The sequence below is a fragment of the Rhodanobacter sp. AS-Z3 genome, assembly GCF_029224025.1.
Classification (GTDB): Bacteria; Pseudomonadota; Gammaproteobacteria; order Xanthomonadales; family Rhodanobacteraceae; genus Rhodanobacter.
On the sequence record NZ_CP119392.1, the window covers coordinates 1,898,013 to 1,918,877 of the forward strand.

At 62.6% G+C, this 20,865-nt stretch carries 19 protein-coding genes; 11 read left to right on the plus strand and 8 right to left on the minus strand.

Annotated elements, in window-relative coordinates; translation table 11 throughout:
- Positions 1-22 precede the first annotated feature (22 nt).
- The 7 genes from PY254_RS08305 to PY254_RS08335 all read left to right on the plus strand — a co-directional run bounded on the left by PY254_RS08305 (position 23) and on the right by PY254_RS08335 (position 8,499).
- Positions 23-1,213 carry an argininosuccinate synthase gene (locus tag PY254_RS08305; protein ID WP_281014991.1) on the plus strand — a complete coding sequence of 397 codons (1,191 nt, stop codon included), beginning with the start codon at positions 23-25 and terminating at the stop codon, positions 1,211-1,213.
- The gene (locus PY254_RS08310) at positions 1,213-2,313 is read left to right on the plus strand and encodes an acetylornithine deacetylase (RefSeq protein ID WP_281014992.1); all 1,101 of its coding nucleotides are present in this window, start codon (positions 1,213-1,215) and stop codon (positions 2,311-2,313) included. The genes PY254_RS08305 and PY254_RS08310 overlap by 1 nt, the downstream gene beginning before the upstream one ends.
- Positions 2,310-3,626: an acetylglutamate kinase gene (locus PY254_RS08315; protein ID WP_281014993.1), complete on the plus strand. Its 1,317-nt coding sequence runs from the start codon at positions 2,310-2,312 to the stop codon at positions 3,624-3,626. Before PY254_RS08310 ends, PY254_RS08315 begins: the two co-directional genes overlap by 4 nt.
- Before the next feature lie 55 nt (positions 3,627-3,681).
- The gene (argC, locus tag PY254_RS08320) at positions 3,682-4,638 is read left to right on the plus strand and encodes an N-acetyl-gamma-glutamyl-phosphate reductase (protein ID WP_281014994.1); all 957 of its coding nucleotides are present in this window, start codon (positions 3,682-3,684) and stop codon (positions 4,636-4,638) included.
- Between the two features lie 95 nt (positions 4,639-4,733).
- Positions 4,734-6,029 carry an argininosuccinate lyase gene (locus PY254_RS08325; RefSeq protein WP_281014995.1) on the plus strand — a complete coding sequence of 432 codons (1,296 nt, stop codon included), beginning with the start codon at positions 4,734-4,736 and terminating at the stop codon, positions 6,027-6,029.
- Between the two features lie 14 nt (positions 6,030-6,043).
- Positions 6,044-7,231, plus strand: a complete 1,188-nt coding sequence (gene proB, locus PY254_RS08330; protein ID WP_281014996.1) for a glutamate 5-kinase — start codon at positions 6,044-6,046, stop codon at positions 7,229-7,231.
- Positions 7,228-8,499 (plus strand): glutamate-5-semialdehyde dehydrogenase, encoded by a 1,272-nt coding sequence (locus PY254_RS08335; protein WP_281014997.1) that lies wholly within the window; start codon positions 7,228-7,230, stop codon positions 8,497-8,499. The genes proB and PY254_RS08335 overlap by 4 nt, the downstream gene beginning before the upstream one ends.
- Positions 8,500-8,596: 97 nt before the next feature.
- Here PY254_RS08335 and PY254_RS08340 read toward each other — a convergent pair whose 3' ends face one another.
- The 3 genes from PY254_RS08340 to PY254_RS08350 all read right to left on the minus strand — a co-directional run bounded on the left by PY254_RS08340 (position 8,597) and on the right by PY254_RS08350 (position 12,592).
- Positions 8,597-9,781, minus strand: coding sequence for an FAD-binding domain (locus PY254_RS08340; protein ID WP_281014998.1), 1,185 nt, complete (start codon positions 9,779-9,781; stop codon positions 8,597-8,599).
- A 396-nt stretch (positions 9,782-10,177) separates the two neighbouring features.
- Positions 10,178-11,740, minus strand: coding sequence for a GMC oxidoreductase (locus tag PY254_RS08345; protein WP_281014999.1), 1,563 nt, complete (start codon positions 11,738-11,740; stop codon positions 10,178-10,180).
- A gap of 6 nt (positions 11,741-11,746) precedes the next feature.
- Positions 11,747-12,592 (minus strand): SDR family oxidoreductase, encoded by an 846-nt coding sequence (locus tag PY254_RS08350; RefSeq protein ID WP_281015000.1) that lies wholly within the window; start codon positions 12,590-12,592, stop codon positions 11,747-11,749.
- Between the two features lie 223 nt (positions 12,593-12,815).
- Here PY254_RS08350 and PY254_RS08355 point away from each other — a divergent pair, with 223 nt between their 5' ends.
- Genes PY254_RS08355 through PY254_RS08370 form a run of 4 tightly spaced genes read left to right on the plus strand, consistent with a single transcriptional unit; the run spans position 12,816 to position 15,583 of the window.
- A complete protein-coding gene (locus PY254_RS08355) occupies positions 12,816-13,325 on the plus strand; it encodes a DoxX family protein (protein ID WP_281015001.1) in 510 nt (169 codons plus the stop codon).
- Complete coding sequence (locus PY254_RS08360; RefSeq protein ID WP_281015002.1) at positions 13,322-13,771, plus strand: cupin domain-containing protein; 450 nt, start codon at positions 13,322-13,324, stop codon at positions 13,769-13,771. The genes PY254_RS08355 and PY254_RS08360 overlap by 4 nt, the downstream gene beginning before the upstream one ends.
- A 10-nt stretch (positions 13,772-13,781) precedes the next feature.
- Positions 13,782-14,693: an SMP-30/gluconolactonase/LRE family protein gene (locus tag PY254_RS08365; protein ID WP_281015003.1), complete on the plus strand. Its 912-nt coding sequence runs from the start codon at positions 13,782-13,784 to the stop codon at positions 14,691-14,693.
- 23 nt (positions 14,694-14,716) lie between these two features.
- Positions 14,717-15,583, plus strand: a complete 867-nt coding sequence (locus PY254_RS08370; RefSeq protein ID WP_281015004.1) for a VOC family protein — start codon at positions 14,717-14,719, stop codon at positions 15,581-15,583.
- Positions 15,584-15,651: 68 nt separating this feature from the next.
- Here PY254_RS08370 and PY254_RS08375 read toward each other — a convergent pair whose 3' ends face one another.
- The 5 genes from PY254_RS08375 to PY254_RS08395 form a co-directional block, all read right to left on the minus strand.
- Entirely contained in the window at positions 15,652-17,088 is a 1,437-nt protein-coding gene (locus PY254_RS08375) for a GH39 family glycosyl hydrolase (RefSeq protein WP_281015005.1), read from the minus strand.
- A 181-nt stretch (positions 17,089-17,269) separates the two neighbouring features.
- Positions 17,270-17,770, minus strand: coding sequence for a pyridoxamine 5'-phosphate oxidase family protein (locus PY254_RS08380; protein ID WP_281015006.1), 501 nt, complete (start codon positions 17,768-17,770; stop codon positions 17,270-17,272).
- Positions 17,771-17,874: 104 nt separating this feature from the next.
- A complete protein-coding gene (gene kynU / locus PY254_RS08385) occupies positions 17,875-19,152 on the minus strand; it encodes a kynureninase (protein ID WP_281015007.1) in 1,278 nt (425 codons plus the stop codon).
- A 109-nt stretch (positions 19,153-19,261) separates the two neighbouring features.
- Positions 19,262-19,780, minus strand: coding sequence for a hypothetical protein (locus PY254_RS08390; RefSeq protein WP_281015008.1), 519 nt, complete (start codon positions 19,778-19,780; stop codon positions 19,262-19,264).
- The gene (locus PY254_RS08395) at positions 19,777-20,811 is read right to left on the minus strand and encodes an amidohydrolase family protein (protein WP_281015009.1); all 1,035 of its coding nucleotides are present in this window, start codon (positions 20,809-20,811) and stop codon (positions 19,777-19,779) included. The genes PY254_RS08390 and PY254_RS08395 overlap by 4 nt, the downstream gene beginning before the upstream one ends.
- Positions 20,812-20,865 lie beyond the last annotated feature (54 nt).

Genomic DNA, 20,865 nt, shown 5'->3' on the forward strand with positions numbered 1-20,865 from the left:
CTATCCCCAGGATCTGCAAGCCATGAGCAAAGACATCGTCCTCGCGTTTTCCGGTGGCCTCGACACCAGTTTCTGCGTGCCTTACCTGCAGGCTCAGGGATGGGCCGTGCACACGGTGTTTGCCGACACCGGCGGCGTCGACGCTGAAGAGCGTGCGTTCATCGAGCATCGCGCGAAGGAACTCGGCGTGGCCAGCCACGTCACCGTCGATGGCGGCCCGGCAATCTGGGACGGTTTCGTCAAGCCATTCGTATGGGCTGGCGAAGGCTATCAGGGTCAATACCCGCTGCTGGTGTCGGATCGCTACCTGATCGTCGAGGCTGCGCTGAAGCGCGCTGCGGAGCTGGGCACCAAGGCGATCGCGCACGGGTGCACCGGCATGGGCAACGACCAGGTGCGTTTCGACCTGGCAGTGAAGGCGCTGGGTGATTACCAGATCGTGGCGCCGATCCGCGAGATCCAGAAAGAGCACACACAGACCCGCGCGTACGAGCAGAAGTATCTGGAGGATCGCGGCTTCGGCGTGCGCGCCAAGCAGCAGGCTTACACCATCAACGAGAACCTGCTCGGCCTGACCATGTCCGGTGGCGAGATCGACAAGTGGCAGGCGCCAGGCCCCGGTGCAGCCGGTTGGTGCAAGCCGCGCGCCGAATGGCCGTCCAAACCGTTGCAGGTGAAGATCGCCTTCGTCAACGGCGAAGCAGTGGCGCTGGATGGTGAAAAAATCGCCGGCCACGTGATGCTGGCGAAGTTGAACAACTTGTTTGCCCAGTACGGTGTGGGCCGTGGCCTCTACACCGGCGACACCACGATCGGCCTGAAGGGTCGGATCATCTTCGAGGCGCCGGGCTTGACCGCGTTGCTCACTGCGCATCGTGCGCTGGAAGAGGCCGTGCTCAGCAAACAGCAGAACCGCTTCAAGCCCGAGGTGGCGCGCAAGTGGGTGGAGCTGGTTTACGAGGGCTTCTTCCACGATCCGCTGAAGACCGATCTTGAAGCGTTCCTTGCTTCCAGCCAGTCGACCGTCAATGGCACGGTGACGCTGGAGACTCATGGCGGCAGCGTCGGCGCCGTGGCGGTGGAGTCGAAGCACATTCTCAATGCCAAGGGCGCCACTTATGCCCAGTCCGCCGACTGGGGTGTCGAAGAGGCCGAAGGTTTCATCAAGTTGTTCGGCATGAGTTCGACGTTGTGGGCCGAGGTCAATCGCTGATGAGCGCCTTGCTCGAGGCCACGCTGAAGCATCTGGCGGCGCTGGTCGGTTTCGACACGCGCAATCCGCCGCGTTCGATCGATACCGGCGGCATTTTTGACTACCTGCGTGCGCACCTGCCTGGCTTTAGCGTGACCGTGACCGATTTCGGCGCTGGCGCGGTAGCCATGCATGCCGTGCGCGGCGAGCCGAAGTATCTGTTCAACGTGCATCTGGATACGGTGCCGGATTCGCCGGCGTGGACGGCTGACCCGCAAACCTTGCGAGTGACTGCCGATCACGCGATTGGCCTGGGAGCTTGTGATATCAAAGGTGCGGCGGCAGCGTTGCTTGCAGTGGCGAATGCCAGCAACGGACCGCTTGCGCTGTTGTTTTCCACGGATGAGGAAGCCAACGACCCCCGCTGCATCGCCGGCTTCGTCAGCAATCCGCACACTTATGAGGCGGTGATTGTGGCCGAACCCACCAAAGGTGAGGCCGTGCTTGCCCACCGAGGCATCCAGTCGGTACTGATGCGGTTTGCTGGTCGTGCCGGTCACGCTTCGGGCGAGCAGCAGCCAAGTGACAGTGCGTTGCATCAGGCGATGCGTTGGGGCAATGCCGCGCTGGATTTCGTGGCGGCGCAATCACACGAACGCTTCGGTGGACTCACCGGCCTGCGCTTCAACATCGGCCGCGTCGAAGGCGGCATCAAGGCGAACATGATCGCGCCAAGCGCCGAGGTTCGCTTCGGCATGCGGCCGTTGCCGACGATGAATCCTGATCAATTGCTGACGCAGTTCCGTTCACTGGTGGAGCCACAGCCGATGGAATTCGCCGAGACGTTCCGCGGCCCTTCGCTGCCCGCTGGCGATACCGCGAATGCTGAAGCCAACCGGCTGGTCGCCCGCGACCTTGCTGATGAACTGGGTATTCCAGTGGGCAACGCGGTGGATTTCTGGACCGAAGCGGCGCTGTTTTCCGCAGCCGGCTATACCGCGTTTGTCTATGGCCCCGGCGATATCGCACAGGCGCACAGTGCCGATGAGTGGGTCGCGCTGGATCAGTTGCAGCATTACGCAGAAGTCATTCATCGCATCGTCGATGGTAGAAACGCATGAGCACCGGTAATCGCACCCGCAAGACCATCGTGCGCCTGCTTTCGAGCATGGGCAGCGCGAAGGAAATTCAGCAATACCTCAAGCGATTCTCCGAGATCGACGCCAAGCGCTTTGCCGTGGTCAAGGTTGGTGGCGCTGTGTTGCGCGATGAACTGGTTGATCTGGCTTCATCGCTGACCTTTCTGCAGCAGGTTGGGCTGACTCCGATCGTGCTGCACGGTGCCGGTCCGCAGCTCGACGAGGAGCTGGCTGCCGCCGGCATCGAGAAGCACACCATCGACGGCCTGCGCGTCACTTCGGCGAAGGCGCTCGGCATCGTGCGTCGGGTGTTCCAGCAGCAGAATCTGAAGCTGGTGGAAGCGCTGCAGTCGATGGATACGCGTGCCACCTCGGTAGGTACCGGCGTGTTCACGGCGGACTATCTGGATCGCGACACTTACGGCCTGGTCGGCAAGGTGCGTAGCATCAACCTGGCGCCGATCGAGGCCAGCCTGCGCGCGAACTCGATCCCGGTGATCGCCAGCCTGGGTGAAACCGACGAAGGGCAGATCCTCAATATCAATGCGGACTTCGCCGCCAACGAACTGGTACGCGTGCTGCAGCCGTACAAGATCATCTTTCTCACCGGCACCGGTGGATTGCTTGACGAGAACGGCAAGCTGATCGACTCGATCAATCTGTCCACCGAGTTTGAACACCTGATGGCGCAGCCGTGGATCAACGGCGGCATGCGCCTGAAGATCGAACAGATCGCGGACCTGCTGGCTGATTTGCCGCTGACTTCATCGGTATCGATCACCCGCCCGTCCGAGCTGGCCAAGGAGCTGTTCACCCACAAGGGCTCGGGTACCCTGGTACGACGGGGCGAGAAGGTGCTGCGCTTCGATACGTGGGAAGGCGTGGACCGCGAGCGCATGCGTCGCCTGATCGAATCGAGCTTTGGCCGCACCCTGGTCGCTGACTACTTCGAGCGCACCATGCCGTTCCGCCTGTACGTCAGCGAAAACTATCGCGCCGCGATGATTCTTACCATGGAGGACGGACTGCCCTATCTGGACAAGTTTGCCGTGCTCGATGATGCCCAGGGCGAAGGCCTCGGTCGCGCTGTGTGGCAAGTGATGCGCGAGCAGAACCCGCAGTTGTTCTGGCGCTCGCGCCATGGCAACTCAGTCAATCCGTTCTATTACGCCGAATCGGACGGCTGCCTTAAACAGCCGCGCTGGAAGGTGTTCTGGTATGGCATCGAGGGCTTCGACACCATCGCACGCTGCGTGGCGCATTGCGCGGCGCGGCAGCCGACGTTGGTGGATTGAGGTCCTTGCCTTCTTCGACACGACGAGCTGGTAGAGCCATTGCAGGAGTGAATCGGTGACAAATTCAAAGAAGACCATCGGCATCGTCGGCGCTCGTGGGCATACCGGTGCCGAGCTGATCCGCATGATCGCGAATCATCCAGCGCTGGAGCTGGCTTTCGTTTCGTCGCGCGAGTTGGATGGCCAGCGTGTCGATGCGCACGTACCCGACTATCGCGGTGAGCTGCGCTACAGTGCGCCGGCGCATGAGGACCTGCCGAAGCTGGGCGCCGAGGTGGTGATACTCGCGCTGCCTAATGGAAAGGCCGCCGCGTGCGTGGAGGCATTCGACAAGGCCGGTGTCGATCCGTTGATTCTGGATCTGTCGGCCGACTACCGTTTTGATCCGGCATGGTATTACGGCCTGCCCGAACTCACCCGCGCACAGTGGCGTGGCGAACGACGCATCAGCAATCCCGGTTGCTATGCCACCGCGATGCAGCTGTCGATCGCGCCGCTGAAGGATCTGTTGGCCGCGCCGCCGGTGTGCTTCGGTGTTTCCGGCTACTCTGGCGCCGGCACTACGCCGTCGGACAAGAACGACCCGGACAAGCTGCGCGACAACCTGATGCCGTATGCGCTGACCGGCCACATGCACGAAAAGGAGGCCTCGTTCCGGCTGGGTTTGCCGGTCGAATTCATGCCGCACGTGGCGCCGCACTTCCGTGGACTGACCGTTACGACCAATTTGTATCTGGCCCGGCAAATGAAGCGCGATGATGTATTGCAGCGCTTTCGCGCGGCCTATGCCGATGAGAAGCTGGTAAGCCTGGTTGATGAGGCACCGTGGGTCAGCCGTATCGCGCACAAGCATCACGCCGAGATCGGCGGCTTCACCATGTCGGCCGATGGCAAGCGGGTAGTCGTGGTGTCCACGCTGGACAACCTGCTGAAAGGTGCGGCTACCCAGGCCATGCAGAACATCAACCGCGCGATCGGCGTGGACGAATACACCGGCATTTCCTTGTCGTAGGAGCCCGCTCGCGGGCGATGCTTCTTGCCTGACACGAACGGAACAAGAGCATCGCCCGCGAGCGGGCTCCTACGAACAAACATCAGGACATCACCATGACCCAACCCCTCTGGCAAAAATCCGGCATCCAGATCGACGCGAAGATCATGCAGTTCCTCGCCGGCGACGACGTACTGCTGGATCGCGAGTTCTTCCTGCACGACATCACCGCCAGCAAGGCGCATGTGGAAGGGTTGGCCAATATTCGCGTAGTCACCGCTGACGAAGCCACGGCACTCAAGCGTGAACTGGATGCACTGGCGGCGGATTTCATCAGCGGCGCTTTCGTGCTGGATGATCGCTTTGAAGACGGCCATTCGGCGATCGAGGCGCGGCTGACCGAGCGTCTCGGTGACGCCGGCCGTCGCGTGCACACCGGGCGCAGTCGCAACGACCAGATCCTGGTGGCGACGCGGCTGTGGCTGAAGGACAAGCTCACCACATTGGAAACCCATTGCCGCGCGATCGCCACCGTCTGTCTCGATCGTGCGTCGCGTGAGTCGCTGCCGTTGCCGGGCTACACGCATTTGCAGCGTGCGGTGGTCTCGTCCACCGCGATGTGGTTTGCCGGTTTCGCCGAAGGCTTCGTCGACAATACGCTGCGCGCACGCCAGACGTTGGCGTTGATCGACGCCAATCCGCTAGGCACGGCGGCCGGCTATGGTGTGAACATGAAGCTGGATCGCGAGCACACCACGCAGGCGCTCGGCTTTGCGCGCATGCAGATCAGTCCGATCTATGCGCAACTTTCTCGCGGCAAGTTCGAGATGGCGGTGCTGGAGGCGATCGGTGGCGCGTTGCTCGACCTGCGCCGGATGGCGTGGGATCTGTCGTTGTTCACCACCGCCGAATTCAACTTCGTGAAGCTGCCGTCCGAGTACACCACCGGCAGCTCGATCATGCCGAACAAGCGCAATCCCGACGTGATCGAACTGCTGCGCGCCAGCTACGCCAGCATCGCTGCTGCGCGGACCGAGATCGAGCAGCTGTTGTCGCTGCCGTCCGGCTACCAGCGTGACCTGCAATTCTCCAAGGGCTCGATTTTTCACGGTGTGCGCCATGGCCTGATGGCGCTGGAGCTGGTGCCTGACCTGCTCGCGCGGCTGGCGTGGAATGGGCCCGCGATGCGCGCTGCGATAGAGCCGGCGATGTACGCCACCGACGTGGCCATCGAACAGGCGGCTGCCGGCGTGCCGTTCCGCGATGCGTATCGCGCGGCAGCGGAAACCGCGGCATCGGCGGGGCAGGGACGCACACCGGAAGGCAGTCTCGCCGCGCGCGTCTCACCCGGCGCCGGTGATGACTTGCGACTGGATGAATTGCACGCGCGCTTGCGCGCACTGAACGATTGAGCGGAGATACGGGCATGGCGGCGAGCGACACTTCGAACACGCACACCGATCTGCCCGAACAGGAATTGCCGGCATGGCGTCGCGCGGTACTGAAAGTCGGTAGCAATCTACTCGCCGCTGACGGCGGCGGGCTCACGCCGCGATACGCCGAAGCGCTGGCCGCGTTCATTGCAGCCAGTCAGGCGGATGGCCGCGAGGTGGTGCTGGTGTCCTCGGGCGCCGTGGCGGCGGGACGTGCGTTGCTGCGTCAACATGCGAGCAAGGGAGACGGGCTGGCTGCGCGACAGGCGCTGGCCGCCTTGGGCCAGGCGCCGATGATTGCGCTATGGCAGTCGCTGTCCGCGCGGCCGGTGGCGCAGGTGCTGCTGACCCATGACGACCTGCGCAATCGCCGCCGCTACCTCAACGCTCGCGCCACCCTGCGCGAGCTGCTGCAACTCGGCGTACTGCCGGTGATCAACGAAAACGACACCGTCTCGGTGGACGAGTTGAAACTGGGTGACAACGACAACCTGGCCGCCATCGTCGCGGCGCTGGTCGATGCCGACCTGTTGCTGATCGCCTCCGACGTCGATGCGCTGTACAACGCCGACCCGCGACGTGACCCGATGGCCAAGCCGATCACGCACGTCGCCACGCTGACAGCAGAGATCCTGGCGATGGCCGGTGACAGCGGCAGCAACGTCGGTACCGGTGGCATGCGCACGAAGATGCAGGCCGCGACCAAAGCCGGCGCCGCCGGCATTCCCACGGTGTTGTTCAGCGGACGCAATGTGGCAACCGTGCAGGCGCTGCAGCATGGGCGGCTGCGTGGCACCCTGATCGCTGCTGCCTCCAGCCGTATGCATGCGCGCAAGTACTGGCTGCGGCATGCGCCGACGGCCGCTGGACATATCCGCGTCGATGCGGGCGCCGCGCGCGCGCTGGCCGGTGGGCGCGTTTCGCTGTTGCCGGGCGGTGTGCTCGGTGCCGACGGCGAGTTTCATCGCGGTGATCTGGTGGAGGTCGTCGACGCGGCTGATGTCGTTATTGCACGTGGACTAAGTCAGTACGGCGCCACCGAGGTGCGACGACTGGCCGGTCGACATAGTCGTGAAATTGATGCGGTATTGGGTTACAGCTACGGCGAGGAAGTGGTGCATCGCGACGACCTCATCACCATCGACGCGCCGCTGGCACCGGTACGGGAGATCAGCGCATGAGTGCCATCCGGGAACAGGCGCTGGCCTGCCGCGACGCCGTGCAGGTAGTGGCGGCGTTGGGTACTGACGCCAAACGGGCGCTGCTGCGCGACATGGCATCGGCGCTGCAGGATCAGTGTGCTGTCCTGTTGGCGGCGAACGCCGAGGACATGGCTCACGCTGCGGCGAACGGCGTGCAGGGCGCGATGCTCGATCGCCTGCGCCTGGACGAGGCGCGCGTGGCCGGCATCGCCAATGCGTTGCGCGTAGTCGCCGAGCTGCCCGATCCTGTCGGCGTGGTGACTCGTCGCGAGACACGTCCGAACGGGCTGTCGATCGAACGCGTACGCATACCGCTGGGCGTGATCGCGATGATCTACGAGGCGCGTCCGAACGTCACCGCCGATGCCGCCGCGCTATGTCTGATGGCCGGCAATGCGGTGATCCTGCGCGGTGGTTCCGAGGCGATCCACTCGAATACGGCGATCGCCAATGCATTGCGCGGCGCCCTGGTGAAGAACGGTGTCCCGCCCGCCGCGCTGACCCTGGTCGAGGATTTGCGTCGCGAGGCGATGGTCGAGCTGCTGCAGCTCACCGATATCGTCGATCTGGCGATCCCGCGTGGTGGCGAGGGGCTGATCCACTTCGTGGCCGAACACGCGCGGGTGCCGGTGATCAAGCACTACAAGGGCGTCTGTCATCTGTACGTTGATCGCGCCGCTGATCTCGCCCTTGCGCTGGACCTGTTGATTGACGGCAAGACGTCACGCCCCGGTGTGTGCAATTCGCTGGAGACGTTGCTGGTCCATCGCGACGTGGCGGCAGCCTTCCTGCCGCATGCTGCACACGCTTTGCGCGAGCGCGGTGTGGAACTGCGCGGTGATGACGCCAGCCGTGCGCTGGTCGCCGACATGCACGTCGCCAGCGATGACGATTACGCCGCCGAGTTCCTCGACCTGATTCTCGCCGTGCGCGTCGTCGACGATTTCGATCAAGCGATCGCACACATCCGACGTTACGGCTCCGACCACACCGAAGTCATCGCCACCAACGACGAAGCTGCCGCGCGACGCTTTGTATCTGCGATCCGCTCCGCAGTAGTGATGGTTAACGCGTCCTCGCGCTTCAGCGACGGTGGCGAACTTGGGCTGGGTGCCGAAATCGGCATCTCCACCACCCGTCTGCATGCTTATGGACCGATGGGTGCGGAGGCGCTCACGGTGGAACGGTTTGTGGTGCGTGGGGAAGGGCAGGTAAGGCATCGGCAGAGCCGTGTTTCCGGGGAATAGGACTTGCGCGCGGACGGGACGCCGCGGATGCTGGCGATCCGTCTGCACCTCGAAACGTCAGTGCGGTGCTTTCAGGCGAACCCACCGCACCGACATGTCACATCGCGTAGTCGGGCAGCTTGATGTCGTCGTGCAGATAGCGCCCCATCAGTATTTCCGGAAACACTGGCAGTTTCATCAACGAGGTGCCGAAGTTGCGCGCGGCAACACCGAAGCGACTCTGTGGAACGAATGAGGACACCAGCGATGTCGCGCGTTTCTGTTTGCCCAGTACAAACGCCTTCATGCGGTTTTCGTAACGGCTGAGCGCCGCCGTGCAGTCGCCGCGGCCGTCATGAATTTCGCCGGCCAGTACATAGGCTTCGGCCATGGCCAGCCCCGCACCTTCGCCGGCTATCAGTGACGGACATGCGGCCGCATCGCCGACCAGCGTCGTTCTTCCCTGGGTCCAGCTGTGCATGCGAATCTGGCTGATCTTGTCGAAGTAGAGGTTGCGGACGTCTGGAAGCGCCGAGATAATCTGCGGGCATTCCCAGTCCAGGTCAGCGAAAGCAGTCGTCAACGCCAACTTGCGCTCGGCTTCGTTGGACGGGCTGGCGCCAGCGAGGTACTCGTCGCGAAACGCCAGGAAGAAGAGTGTCTTGTCATCGCGTATCGGGAAGCGGGATACGTATCGACCGGGGACGCCATGCATGACCGAGACAAGCTGGTCGCGCGGTCGGTAACTTTCCACCTCGAATGCGGCAACCTGGCAGCCCAGCGGATACTCGAATTTCGACTCGGGCCCGAACGCGAGTTCACGAACCCGGGAATGCAATCCGTCGGCGCCAACTAGCAGATCCACTTCACGCGGCGCGGCATGCTCGAAGCGGATTCGAACGCGCTGCCCGTCATCGTCAATCGCGGCAATGCTGTCGTCGAAGATCGTCTCGACCCGGTCGTCCAGCAAGGCGTAGATCGATGCGGCAATGTCCGAGCGCGCCAAGGCCATCAACCGATTATTGGTCAGCCGCATCAGGACCTGTGCCGGATAGCCTCCACAGGTGCGTCCTTTTTGATCCACCATGCGCAGCTCATCGACATGGTGTTTCTGGCCCATAAGGTGTGGCAGCAACCCCATCCTCTCGGCGACGTCATAGCCAAGCCCCCATAGATTGAGGATGTAACCACCCGTACGAACGGCAGCGGCCTTTTCGATCAGCAACACCTCGTGGCCAAGTTTGCTCAGCCAGTACGCGAGCGTTGCACCGGCGATACCGGCCCCGTTGATGGCTATCTTCATGATCACCCGTCGGTTCGTCTTCCAGGCTCAACGCACTTGTGGTGCTGTTTGAAGACATGTTGCGGTGTCCCTTAGCCTTACCGTTTGAAGCCGTATTGGCAGGCTTGCCTTCGACTAGCCTAGTCCGCTCCGCCGTGTGAGGGCCAACGTCTCATTGCGTTTGAAATCGGGGTCAGGTTCACTTCCTGACATTCAGTCAAGTAAAGCTGTACCGGGCGGCTATATAGCCGCGGTGAAAGGGCGTATCCCAGCACAGATCCAGATGCGCAAGGGGCGCGGGCTGGGGCGCACCACCGTGCTCAGCTCATGAAGCAATGGGCTGCCCACAAATAAGCGGGCTGGAAGTGGCACTGGAAGGTGAATCTGGTTCTGTTTGTCTGTCCCACGCATGGCTCACTAAAACCGTGCCTTGATACGGTCTGCCACTCGCAGTGCATTGGCGATGATGGTGAGCGTCGGGTTCACTGCGCCGATCGAAGGGAAGAAGCTGGCGTCGGTGAGGTAGAGGTTTTCCAATTCGTGCGCTTTGCAGTCCAGGTCCAGCACGGAGGTCGCCGGGTCGGTGCCGAAGCGGGCGGTGCCGGCCTGGTGCGCGGTTCCGCCGATCGGGATGTTCTTGCCTAGATAGAGGCTGCGTTCCAGCAGCACCGGGTGCGCGCCGATCTTGCTCAACATTTGTTCGAGTTTCTTCTTGAGCCGATGGTGCGCTTCCATGTTGTTCTCGGTGAGTTCGAGCCGCACCTTGTCGCCGTCGTAGCGGATGCGGTTCTCTGGGCGAGGCAGGTCTTCGCTGGACAGCCAGAAGTCCATCGAGTGGCGCGCCATCATCTCGAACGGCATCTTCGGCAGCCATTCCAGCCATGAGGGCAGCGCCTCACCGCGTATCTGCGCGTCGTTCGAGCGGGCGCACATCTGGATCAGGCCGAGCGGGTAGTTCCAGTCGTCGCTGCCGAAGTACCAGTCGCTGACGGCTAGCGTCTTCTGGAACACGGTGTCATTCGGTTCGCGCAGCAGCGCCATCAGGATCGACTGGTTGTGCCGCATGTAGTTTCGTCCGACCTGATCCGAGCCGTTGGCGAGGCCGTGTGGATGTTGATCGTTCGCCGAGCGCAGCAGCAGCAATGCCGAGGACAGCGCGCCGCAGGCGACCACGACAATGTCGGCGGTGTAGCGTTCGGGCTCGCTGTCCCGAATGACGTTGACGGCGGAAATGGTCCTGCCCGAGCTGTCGGTTTCCAGCGTGGAGACATAGGCGCCGGTAAGCAGGGTGAGGCTGGGGTGGGCTTTCAGCGCCGGGTCCACGCACATCACCTGTGCGTCCGCCTTGCCGTTCAGCGGGGAAGGGTAGCCATCGAAGTACGGCGTGCGGATGCAGGGGCTGTCGGGCGTGGTCTTGCCATCGATCTCGTCGAGCAGGATGCCCAGCGGCAGATGGAACGGATGCAGGCCGTCACTCTGCAGGCTGTCGTGCAGCGCCTGCACGCGCGGCTCGTGCGTCACCGGCGGGTACGGGAATGGACGGCTCGATGGTGGCTCGTTGGGATCCTCGCCACGCTGGCCGTGCACATGAAACAGGGCCTCGGCTTCGGCGTAGTACGGCTCGAAATCGGCGTACTTCAGCGGCCACGCCGGCGAGATGCCGTCGCTGTGCACGATCTCCTCGAAGTCACGCTCGCGCAAGCGAAACAGGGCGGCGCCGTAGACCTTGGAGTTGCCGCCCACGTAGTAGTGCAGGCCCGGCTGGAAGCTTTCTCCGTCCTTGCCGTACCACGTCTCCTTGGCCTGATAGATCGCATCGACGAACACCTTCTGCGAGTCCCAGTTGTCCACCGAGCGCGGCAGGTAGTCGCCACGCTCCAGCAGCAAAATCCGCTTGCCGGTGGCTGCCAGCTTTTGCGCCATCGACGCACCGCCGGGGCCACTGCCGATCACGATGACGTCGTAGTGATTGCCGGACATGGTCGATCAACCGCCGGTGGCAAAGCCGGGATAGAGCGTCATGCCGCCATCCACGAACAAGGTGGTTCCGACTACGTAATCGGACTGGTCAGAAGCCAGCCACACCGCTGCGCGCGCGATATCCTCCGGCTCGCCGATGCGGCCATAAGGCACCAGGGTCATCAGCGCCTTGTACGCTTCCGGGGTACTCCATGCACTGGTGTTGATCGGCGTGCGTATCGCACCGGGCGCGATGGCGTTGACCCGTATTTTCAGCGGTGCGACCTCCTGCGCCAGGCTTTCCATCAGTTGCTTGATGCCGCCCTTGGACGAGGCGTAATTGGCATGGCCGGCCCAGGGAATTTCCTGGTGCACTGAACTCATGCAGATGATCTTGCCGGCGGCGCAGGAGATCGATGGCACCACGCCGCGTCGGCTGAATTCGCGCACGGCCTCACGCGCGCACAGAAATTGCCCGGTGAGGTTCACGCCGATGACCTTGTTCCACTGCGCCAGGGTCATGTCCTTGAACGCGGAGTCGCGTTGCAGGCCGGCATTGGCGACGAGAATGTCCACCGTGCCGAAGGCCTCGATCATCTGCTTGAACATCGCTACCACCTGGTCTTCGTCGGAGACGTCGGCCTTGATCTTCATCGCCTTGACGCCGAACGCCTGCAATTGATCCACCACGGCTTGCGCGGCAGCGTCGTCGACGACGTAGTTGACCACCACGTCCGCTCCGGCCTCGCCCAGCGCCAGTGCCACGCCACGCCCGATGCCGGAATTGGCACCCGTGACGATGGCCTTCTGGCCGGTGAGCAAGCGAGGCACGGCAAGCTTCGGCGCGGTGGAATTTGTGCTGGGCTCAGTCACGATGGCATCCCGTGTGGGTAGTTGGACAAGACCTCGACCATGCACCTCGCTGCGTTGCGAATACGTGAGAAATCCACCGGCATCGGTCGCAAGTTTTCACGATGTGTGGGCCGACCCGCGATGTCTTTCGTTTCTGACCGACATGCGAATCAGCAGACCGCGACGATCCTTTCACCGCCGCACGCCCATGCTGATTCTTTCTGCTCGTGCGGAGTCGATACTCTTGTTCACGCTCATCGTCAGTCTGCTGATTCGTCTCACGCTGGTGGCGTTGTTCCTGCCATTCAGCGCGCTGGACAAACTGCTGAATGCCACAGCAGCAGTCGATCAGGCGCAGGGCACGGCTCGGTCGCGTGTGCTGGCGCGCGTATTCATCGCGCTCGGATTGTTGGTCGAGGTGGTGATGTCGCTTGCCGTGCTCACCGGCTTTTTCGATCGGCTGGCGGCGGTGATCCTCGCCGGCTATTGCGCGGTCACTGCGATGTTGTGGAAGCAGTTCTGGAAGACCAAGGACTTTCGCCTGAAAGGTCCGAGCAAAGGACGCGCGGTGTTCTGGGATTTCATGAAGAACTTTGCACTGGCCGGTGGATTCATGATCCTCGCCACCGGTGGCACCGCCTTGGGTGTGCAGGAGTTCGTGCGGCATCCGTTGTCCTCCTCGCAGCCTTATGCCACCCAACCACGGCTTCCGGTGGCGCATGCCGCGAACCCTTCTGCAGGAGACCCGCCATGATCGACAAGGCAAAGCCCACGGTAGCTTACTGCCAGCTCTGGACTGACCAGCACGGTGTCAGCCATCAGCAGGTGTGCCACATGACCGAGTTCGAACTGAGTTCGATCGGGGGTGGCGCGGACCCGCAATGGAAGGGACGCAAGACCTGCGGCAAGACAACGGTGATGACCACCGTGTTGCCAGTGGGCTGGTCTGGCGACTGGCATGAAAACCCGATGCCGCAGTGGATTATTCCCTTGTCGGGACGCTGGTCGGTCGAATCGATGGATGGCGATCGGCGTGAGTTCGGGCCGGGCGACATCTCGTTTGGTGGCGACCAGCACTGCTGCGAGAAAGACGGTCGCAAGGGGCATCGTTCCGGCACGGTCGGCGACGCGCCGGCGGTGCTGATGCTGGTGCAGTTCGAGGACATGCCGGTGCCTGCGTCACCCGGCGTATTCAAGTGAGGCCGCGGTCATGAGTCATGCTGACGGCTTCGTCGTACTCGATCCAAAGTTTGATCAGTACGTGCTGTCCAATGCGCCACTGGAAGAACTGGTCGGTGGTTTCCGCTGGCTGGAGGGACTGGTGTGGATGGGCGACGCCGATTGCCTGCTGTTTCAGGATCTGCCGCGCAATCGCACCATGCGCTATATCGAGAATGCCGGCGTGTCGGTGTATCGCGAACCGTCGCACTACGCCAATGGGCAATGTCGTGATCGCCAAGGCAGGTTGATATCGTGCTCACATCGCAATCGCTGCCTGTATCGCACCGAGCTGGATGGCAAGGTCACCATGCTGGTGGATCAGCATGCGGGCAAGCGGCTCAATGCACCCAACGACGTTACCGTGAAATCCGACGGCACGATCTGGTTCACTGATCCCCTCTACGGCATCCAGCGGGATTACGAGGGCGGCATTCAGCCGTCCGAACAGCCGCCGGCGCTGTACCGCTTCGATCCGGAGAGTGGGGAAATCACCGTCGCCGCGGGTGATTTCGACGGCCCCAACGGACTGGTCTTCTCACCGGACGAGCGTCGACTCTATGTTTGCGAAACCGGCGACGCGACCAGCCAGGACCCAAAGCAGTACATCCGCGTGTTCGATGTGGACACCAAAGGCGAGCTGCAGGGCGGCGACATCTTCCACAAGGTCGAGCCGGGCTTTGCCGATGGTCTTTGCATGGACGAGGAGGGCAATCTCTGGTCCAGTGCCGCCGATGGCGTGCATTGCATCGACTCCGCTGGGCGCTTGCTGGGCAAGATCCTGGTGCCGGACCGGGTGTCCAACCTTACCTTTGGTGGCTACTGGAGGAACCGCTTGTTCATTGGCGGCTCGCATACGCTGTACGCGATCTTCCTCAACCGTCGTGGCGCGGGATGGCCGTGATGCCCGCCGCACCCGGGGTCCACGTGGCGCGCTTGCAGCATGTGCGGCTGTGCAGTGCGGACGCGAAATTGCTGTCCAGATTCTACGAATCGGCCTTGGGCTTTCGGCAGGTGGCGGTGGAGCACCTTTCGGGTGCTCGTGCGCAAGAGCGCTTCGGGATGGCGGGGCGAGTGTTGCGGATCACTCTCGCGCTCGGTGCACAGCGTGTGAAACTGGTGCAATTCGTTGATCGGCCAGGGTGCGCTTATCCCGCTGACTTGCGCAGTTCGGACGTTCGTTTCCAGCACATCGCCATCGTGGTATCCGACATGACTGCGGCCATGGCGCAGCTTTCCCAAGTGAGCGGGTGGAGCCCGATTACGCGGTATGGGCCGCAGCAATTGCCCATCTCATCCGGTGGCGTGACGGCTTTCAAATTTCGCGATCCAGAAGGGCACCCTCTGGAGCTGCTGGCTTTTCCCGATCACGCCACGCCAGCGTATTGGAGCCACATGCACGGGCAGGGTGCATTTCTTGGCATCGATCATTCGGCCATCAGCGTGGCTGACAGTGCGCGCAGCATCGCGTTCTACGAGGGGTTGGGTCTTTCCGTGTCCGGCCATTCGCTGAACGATGACGCGACCCAGGGGCTGCTCGACGATCTTGCGCATCCGGTGGTCGAGGTGACTGCGTTAAGCGCGGATCACGTGCCGCCGCATCTGGAGTTGCTGTGCTATCGCGAGTCGGGTCGAGCCGCGCCGACCGAGCTTCGTGTCAATGATATCGCGACCACCTGCCTGATATTCGAGCCCATGCCGCGATCAGCACGGCCCCCGACGGGCGGCCGCTCCCTATGCAACCTGGTGGATCCGGACGGCCATCATCTGGCGATTTCCTGGCCAGAAAGCTGATTCAACCAGTCAGTCCCTGCAGTAGACGACGCGAGGGATAGGAGCGCTTTACCCGTGGGTCTACTCGCTCACGCCCAGTCGAAGTGGACCGTGGCGACGGCCTGCGGCGGCATGTCGACTTCAAACACGATCTGGCCGTCTTTGGTCGTGGTCGTCAGCGCTTCGGTCTTCAACTTCGATACTTCATGCAGTTCTGCGACCAACTCGGTACTCAGGTACTCCGGTTTGCCCATCTGCTCCCAGCGGCGCTTGGCGTTGGCGTGTTCCAGGTCGATGCGCTGGATCATGGCCGATGTCACTTGTTTTGCGCCTGCAAGCGTGAAGGTCACGGTTTCTGTCTCAATCGCGTGACGTGGGAGGGCGAAGTTGTTCAGCACGAGGGTGGCACTGTTGCCGTCGCGCACCAGCCAGGCGTCTACCGTGGCGTGGCTACCTTCGACCGGCATCATCTCGGTGCCAAGCGCGTGCAGCATTTCATAGGCGCGATAGGAGGGCTTGGCGATGCCGTGGATATTCATCAGACCGAAACCACCCTGAAACGGCACCGAGGGGAAATAGTTTTCCTCGAAGATGTCCGAGAACGTCCAGTAGCTGTAGCCCTGCACCAGACCGTTCTGCTCCAGCACGGTTTTCATGATGAAGGCGGCGGCGTACGGATCGTCGTGCATCGGGTCGCGCGGGTTGGATGACGTGCACCACTCGGTGTAATACACGGGCAGGTTGCCGGCCTGCTTTCTCACCTCGGCCGCTTCTCCGCGCAGTGCGCTGCGCTTGCTTTCCGATAGTTGGGTGACGGTGTCGTCACCGGGTTTGCCGAAGTCATCGGTCGGATAGTGGTGCGTACTGATGAAGTCCACTGGCAGATCATTTTTCTTGCAGAACGCGAGGAAGTCATCCACCCAGGCGTTGTCTGCGGTGGCCGGGCCACCTACTTGCAGCTGATTATCGACCGTCTTGATCGCCTCGACGGTGTAGCGATACAGCGCGAAATAGTCCTCCTGTTTGCCGCTGCCGAACGCGGTAAGGTTGGGCTCGTTCCACACTTCGAAAAACCACGAACGCACTTCGTCGATGCCATAGCGTTCTACCCAATGCGTGACGATTTTCTGGATAAGCACCGACCATTGCGACAAGTCGCGGGGTGGGCTGACGTTGGCGCGATAGTGAAACTGGAGTTGACCGGACGATGACAGACACGAGGGCATGAAGCTCAGTTCGACAAACGGCTTCATGCCGATCGACAGCAAGTAGTCGAAGATCTGGTCTGCGTTGAAAAACGAGTAGATGAACTGGTCACTCTGGTCGATCAGCGTGCCCATGTCGTCGCACAGAATGCCGTGGAAGCGCACATGCCGCATGCCGAGCTCGTCATGCGCGCGCTTGAGTTGGGCCTGCCAGTCGGCCCGCAAGGCCAGCGTGGCGTGGCCACTGCCTACGGTGTGTTCCCAGAAGTGGGGCAGGTCGGTGACGGTGCCGGCGAGATTGCCGCTGAAGCTTGCTGCCATGACGAGGGGCCTGTTGGATGGACGGCAACGCGAGTGCCGCCGCCATAAGTGTCATCTGGCGAGCGATCTGTGCGCTCACCGGCGATACGTGCGGCCAAGGGCGCGCAGTACGAAACCGAGCATGGACGCGTCCGTGTTTACAGCCGGTGATCGTAAAAAAATGCGCGTGGCGCGGCTGACGTCAGCCTTGCAGATGTCCGTGTTCACCGAGGTTACTCGGTGACTCATCCAGCATGCCGCGGGCGAAATCGAAGGCGCGCGCGATGAAATTGTCGGCGGCTTCCCAATAGGCGGCGTCACGCACGCGAATGCGTAACACCATCAGGTTAGGGTCGTGGGGACCGTCGGGGAAAAAGATCTTTTGCGCCGGGCTCCACAACTCGTTGATGGTGTCCTCGTCGCGGTCCATGCGAGCGCGACCGCGTACCGACACGTAGCGATGCTCACCGGGATGGGCATAGGCGACGTTGGCGCCAGCGTCGTCGGTGAGATCCTGAATTTTGTGGCTTTTGGCGTCGGTGAAGAAGATCAGTTCGCCGTTGGCATCCAGTTTCAGGGTCTGCAAGGGCCGACTGACCAGTGATCCGTCACGGATACGCGTGGTCAACATCGCCACCTCGATGTCCTTGATCAGCTCACCCAGCTTGTGCAGATCGGTGTTGTCCGGTGCTTCGTTCTTCATGGCGATGTTCCGGCAGTTGAAAGCCAAAGCATCGCGCAGGTTTCCTCAACGCTGGATGAAATGCACGGCTTGGCGCCTAACTGCGGCTGAACTCGACGCAGGACTCAGCCGGCCTGCTTCCACCGGCGCACGGCTTCGGCAAATGCGCGGCAATCGGCGAACCGGTTGTACAGCGGTGCGGGCGAGATGCGGATCACATCCGGCTCTCGCCAGTCGCCGATGATGCCTTGCGCCATCAGGTATTCGAACAACGCGCGACCGCGTTCGCGGCCATCGACTACGCGGATCGACAGTTGCGCACCACGGCGGGCGGGGTCGGAGGGTGTCACCACGTCCAGCACATCGGCCAGTTGCGTTTGCACCAACCATTCCAGATAGCCGGTGAGTTGTCGGGATTTCTCGCTCAGCGCGGCCATGCCGGCGCGGCGGAAGATTTCCAGCGATATGCGCATGGGTGCCAGTGCAAGGATCGGCGGGTTGGACAACTGCCAGCCGTCCGCGCCGGGCGTGGGCTGGAATTCGGGGCCCATCTGGAAGCGGGTGTGCTTGTCATGGCCCCACCAGCCGGCAAAGCGCGGCAGTACTGCGGTGGCATGGCGTTCGTGCACGAAGGCGCCGCCGACGGCGCCGGGGCCGCCGTTCAAATATTTGTAGCTGCACCAGATCGCGAAGTCGGCATTGCTGTCGTGCAGTTGCAGCGGCAGGTTGCCGACCGCGTGGGCGAGGTCGAAACCCACCGTGCAGCCATGCTTGTGGCCCAGTTCGGTGATCGCTTTGAGATCGAACGCCTGGCCGGTGCGGTACTGCACGCCGGGCAACATCACCAGCGCGATGCGCGAGCCGTGTTCAGCCAGCGCGCGTTCGATCGCGGCGAGTGAGGTGGTGCCGTTGGGTTCATCCGGTTGCAGCTCAATCAGCGCCGTGGCGGGATCGAAGCCATGGAAGCGGATCTGCGATTCCACCGCGTACCGATCGGTGGGGAATGCGCCGCCTTCGATCAGGATGGCCGATCGCTCGGCGGTCGGGCGATAGAAGCTCACCATCATCAGGTGCAGGTTCACGCCCAGCGTATTCATTGCTACCACTTCGCCAGGCTGTGCGCCGACCACGGCAGCGAGGTCGGCACGCACGTACTCGTGGTAATCCATCCATGGCAGGCGACCCTTGAAGTGGCCTTCCACACCCAGCTCGCCCCAGTAGTCCAGTTCGGCGTTGACGGCGTCGCGCACGGCGCGCGGTTGCAGGCCCAGCGAGTTGCCACAGAAATAGGTGCTGTCGCGCCCTTCGTGCGGCGGGATCAGGAACTCGTCGCGGAAGGCGCGCAGGGGATCGGCGGCATCACGGGCGTTGGCCCAGTCCGCGGTGGCCTGGTAGTCGAGCATGGTGGTGTCCTGCGTGGCAGTGTGTAGGACTGCACCCTGTGCGCGATGCTCTTGTGTAACGGGACCGAAAGCATCGCGCCCAGGGTGCGCTCCGACGGGAGCGTGGAATTTACTTAAGTTGCGCGGCCAACGCATTGCAGCCTTTGTCGAAGTCGGCCTTCCAGTCGGCACCGGCCTGGGTTTCGCTGGGTCGCATGCAGCGCAGCTGGATGGCGTGGCCGTTCTTGAGCCAATAGTGCTCGGTGTAGCTGAAGGTGGTGCCGTTTTCCTGCGCGGTGTAGATGTTGCTGTTCGGCTCCGGCAGCCTGGCCGCCACCTTGTAGCCGGGCAGTTCCATCGCCTTCGCGGTGGCTTCGCTGCGGTACTGGTTGAATCCGCTGACATCGTCGACCCGTTTCACCGTGACCGTGACGCGGGCGAGGCTGGTCTTGCCGGTGGGCGAGGGATCGGGCACCTGGAATACATGGGCTTCGGGGTCGCCCTGAGTTTCCATGATCGCGAGCCAGCTGTCCGGCGTGCTGAAATTCACCGCGCCGTCGGCCATGCTGACGTCCCTGGCGAATGCACCCGTGGCGAGCATGGCGGTGGCAAAAGCGATGGCGAGTGTGGTGCTGCGCAGAATGTTCATGCGGGTACCTTTGTGGTGGAGTCGGGTGCGAAACGGTGTAGCGGCAGGCCCAGCCATTCCAGCGCCGTGCCATGGAACAGTCGCGCACGGTCGGTATCGTTCAAGCCCAGTGCTTCGATGCCGCTGCCGGGCTCTTGTTCGCCCAGCGGGAAAGGATAGTCGGTGCCCAGCATCACCTGGCGGACACCCGTCACATCCAGCAGATAACGTAGCGCCTGATCGTCATGCACGCAGGAGTCGAAAAAGAAGCGTTGCAGGTACTCGCGCGGATTGCGCGGGTTGTCGGTGGCAACCAGATCCGGGCGCATCTTGAAGCCGTGCTCGATGCGGCCGATGGTCGACGGGAAACTGCCGCCACCGTGGGCCAGCATCACCCGCAGTTTCGGCAGGCGTTCCAGCACGCCGCCGAAAGCCAGGCAGCAGGCGGCACGTGATTGCTCGGCCGGCATGCCGACCAGCCACGGCATCCAGTATTTCGGCATGCTGGCCATGCCCATCATGTCCCACGGATGTACCAGAATCGCCGCGCCCAGATCGGCCGCCGCTTCGAAGAATGGGAACAGTTCGGGCGCGTCGAGATTCCAGTCGCCGCAATGCGAGCCGATCTGCACGCCCTGCAGGCCCAGCTCGTCGATGCTGCGTTCCAGCTCGCGGATGGCCAGGTCCGGCGCCTGCAGCGGCACCGTGGCAATGCCGGCGTAATGCCGTGGATAGTCACGGCACATGCCGGCCATGTGGTCGTTCAGATGACGATGCAGTTCCAGCGCTTGATGCCCCGGCGCCCAGTACGAGAACAGCACCGGCACGGTGGAAATCACCTGCACGTCGACGCCGAAGCGGGCGTAATCGTCGATCCGCGTTTGCGGGTCGAACGCCGAATCCCACACCTCGCGAAAGAATTTGCTGTCCTTGTAAATGCGGTGTCGCCCATCGGTATGGGTCATCACCGGAAAGCGATCGTCGCCGTACTTGGCCGCCAGATTCGGCCAGTCACGGGGCAGGATGTGCGCGTGGGTATCGATCTTGAGCATCCACGCAGTGTAAAACCTCTGCGCGCCGGCGTCGCCTGTGCCGCGGTTTGCCGG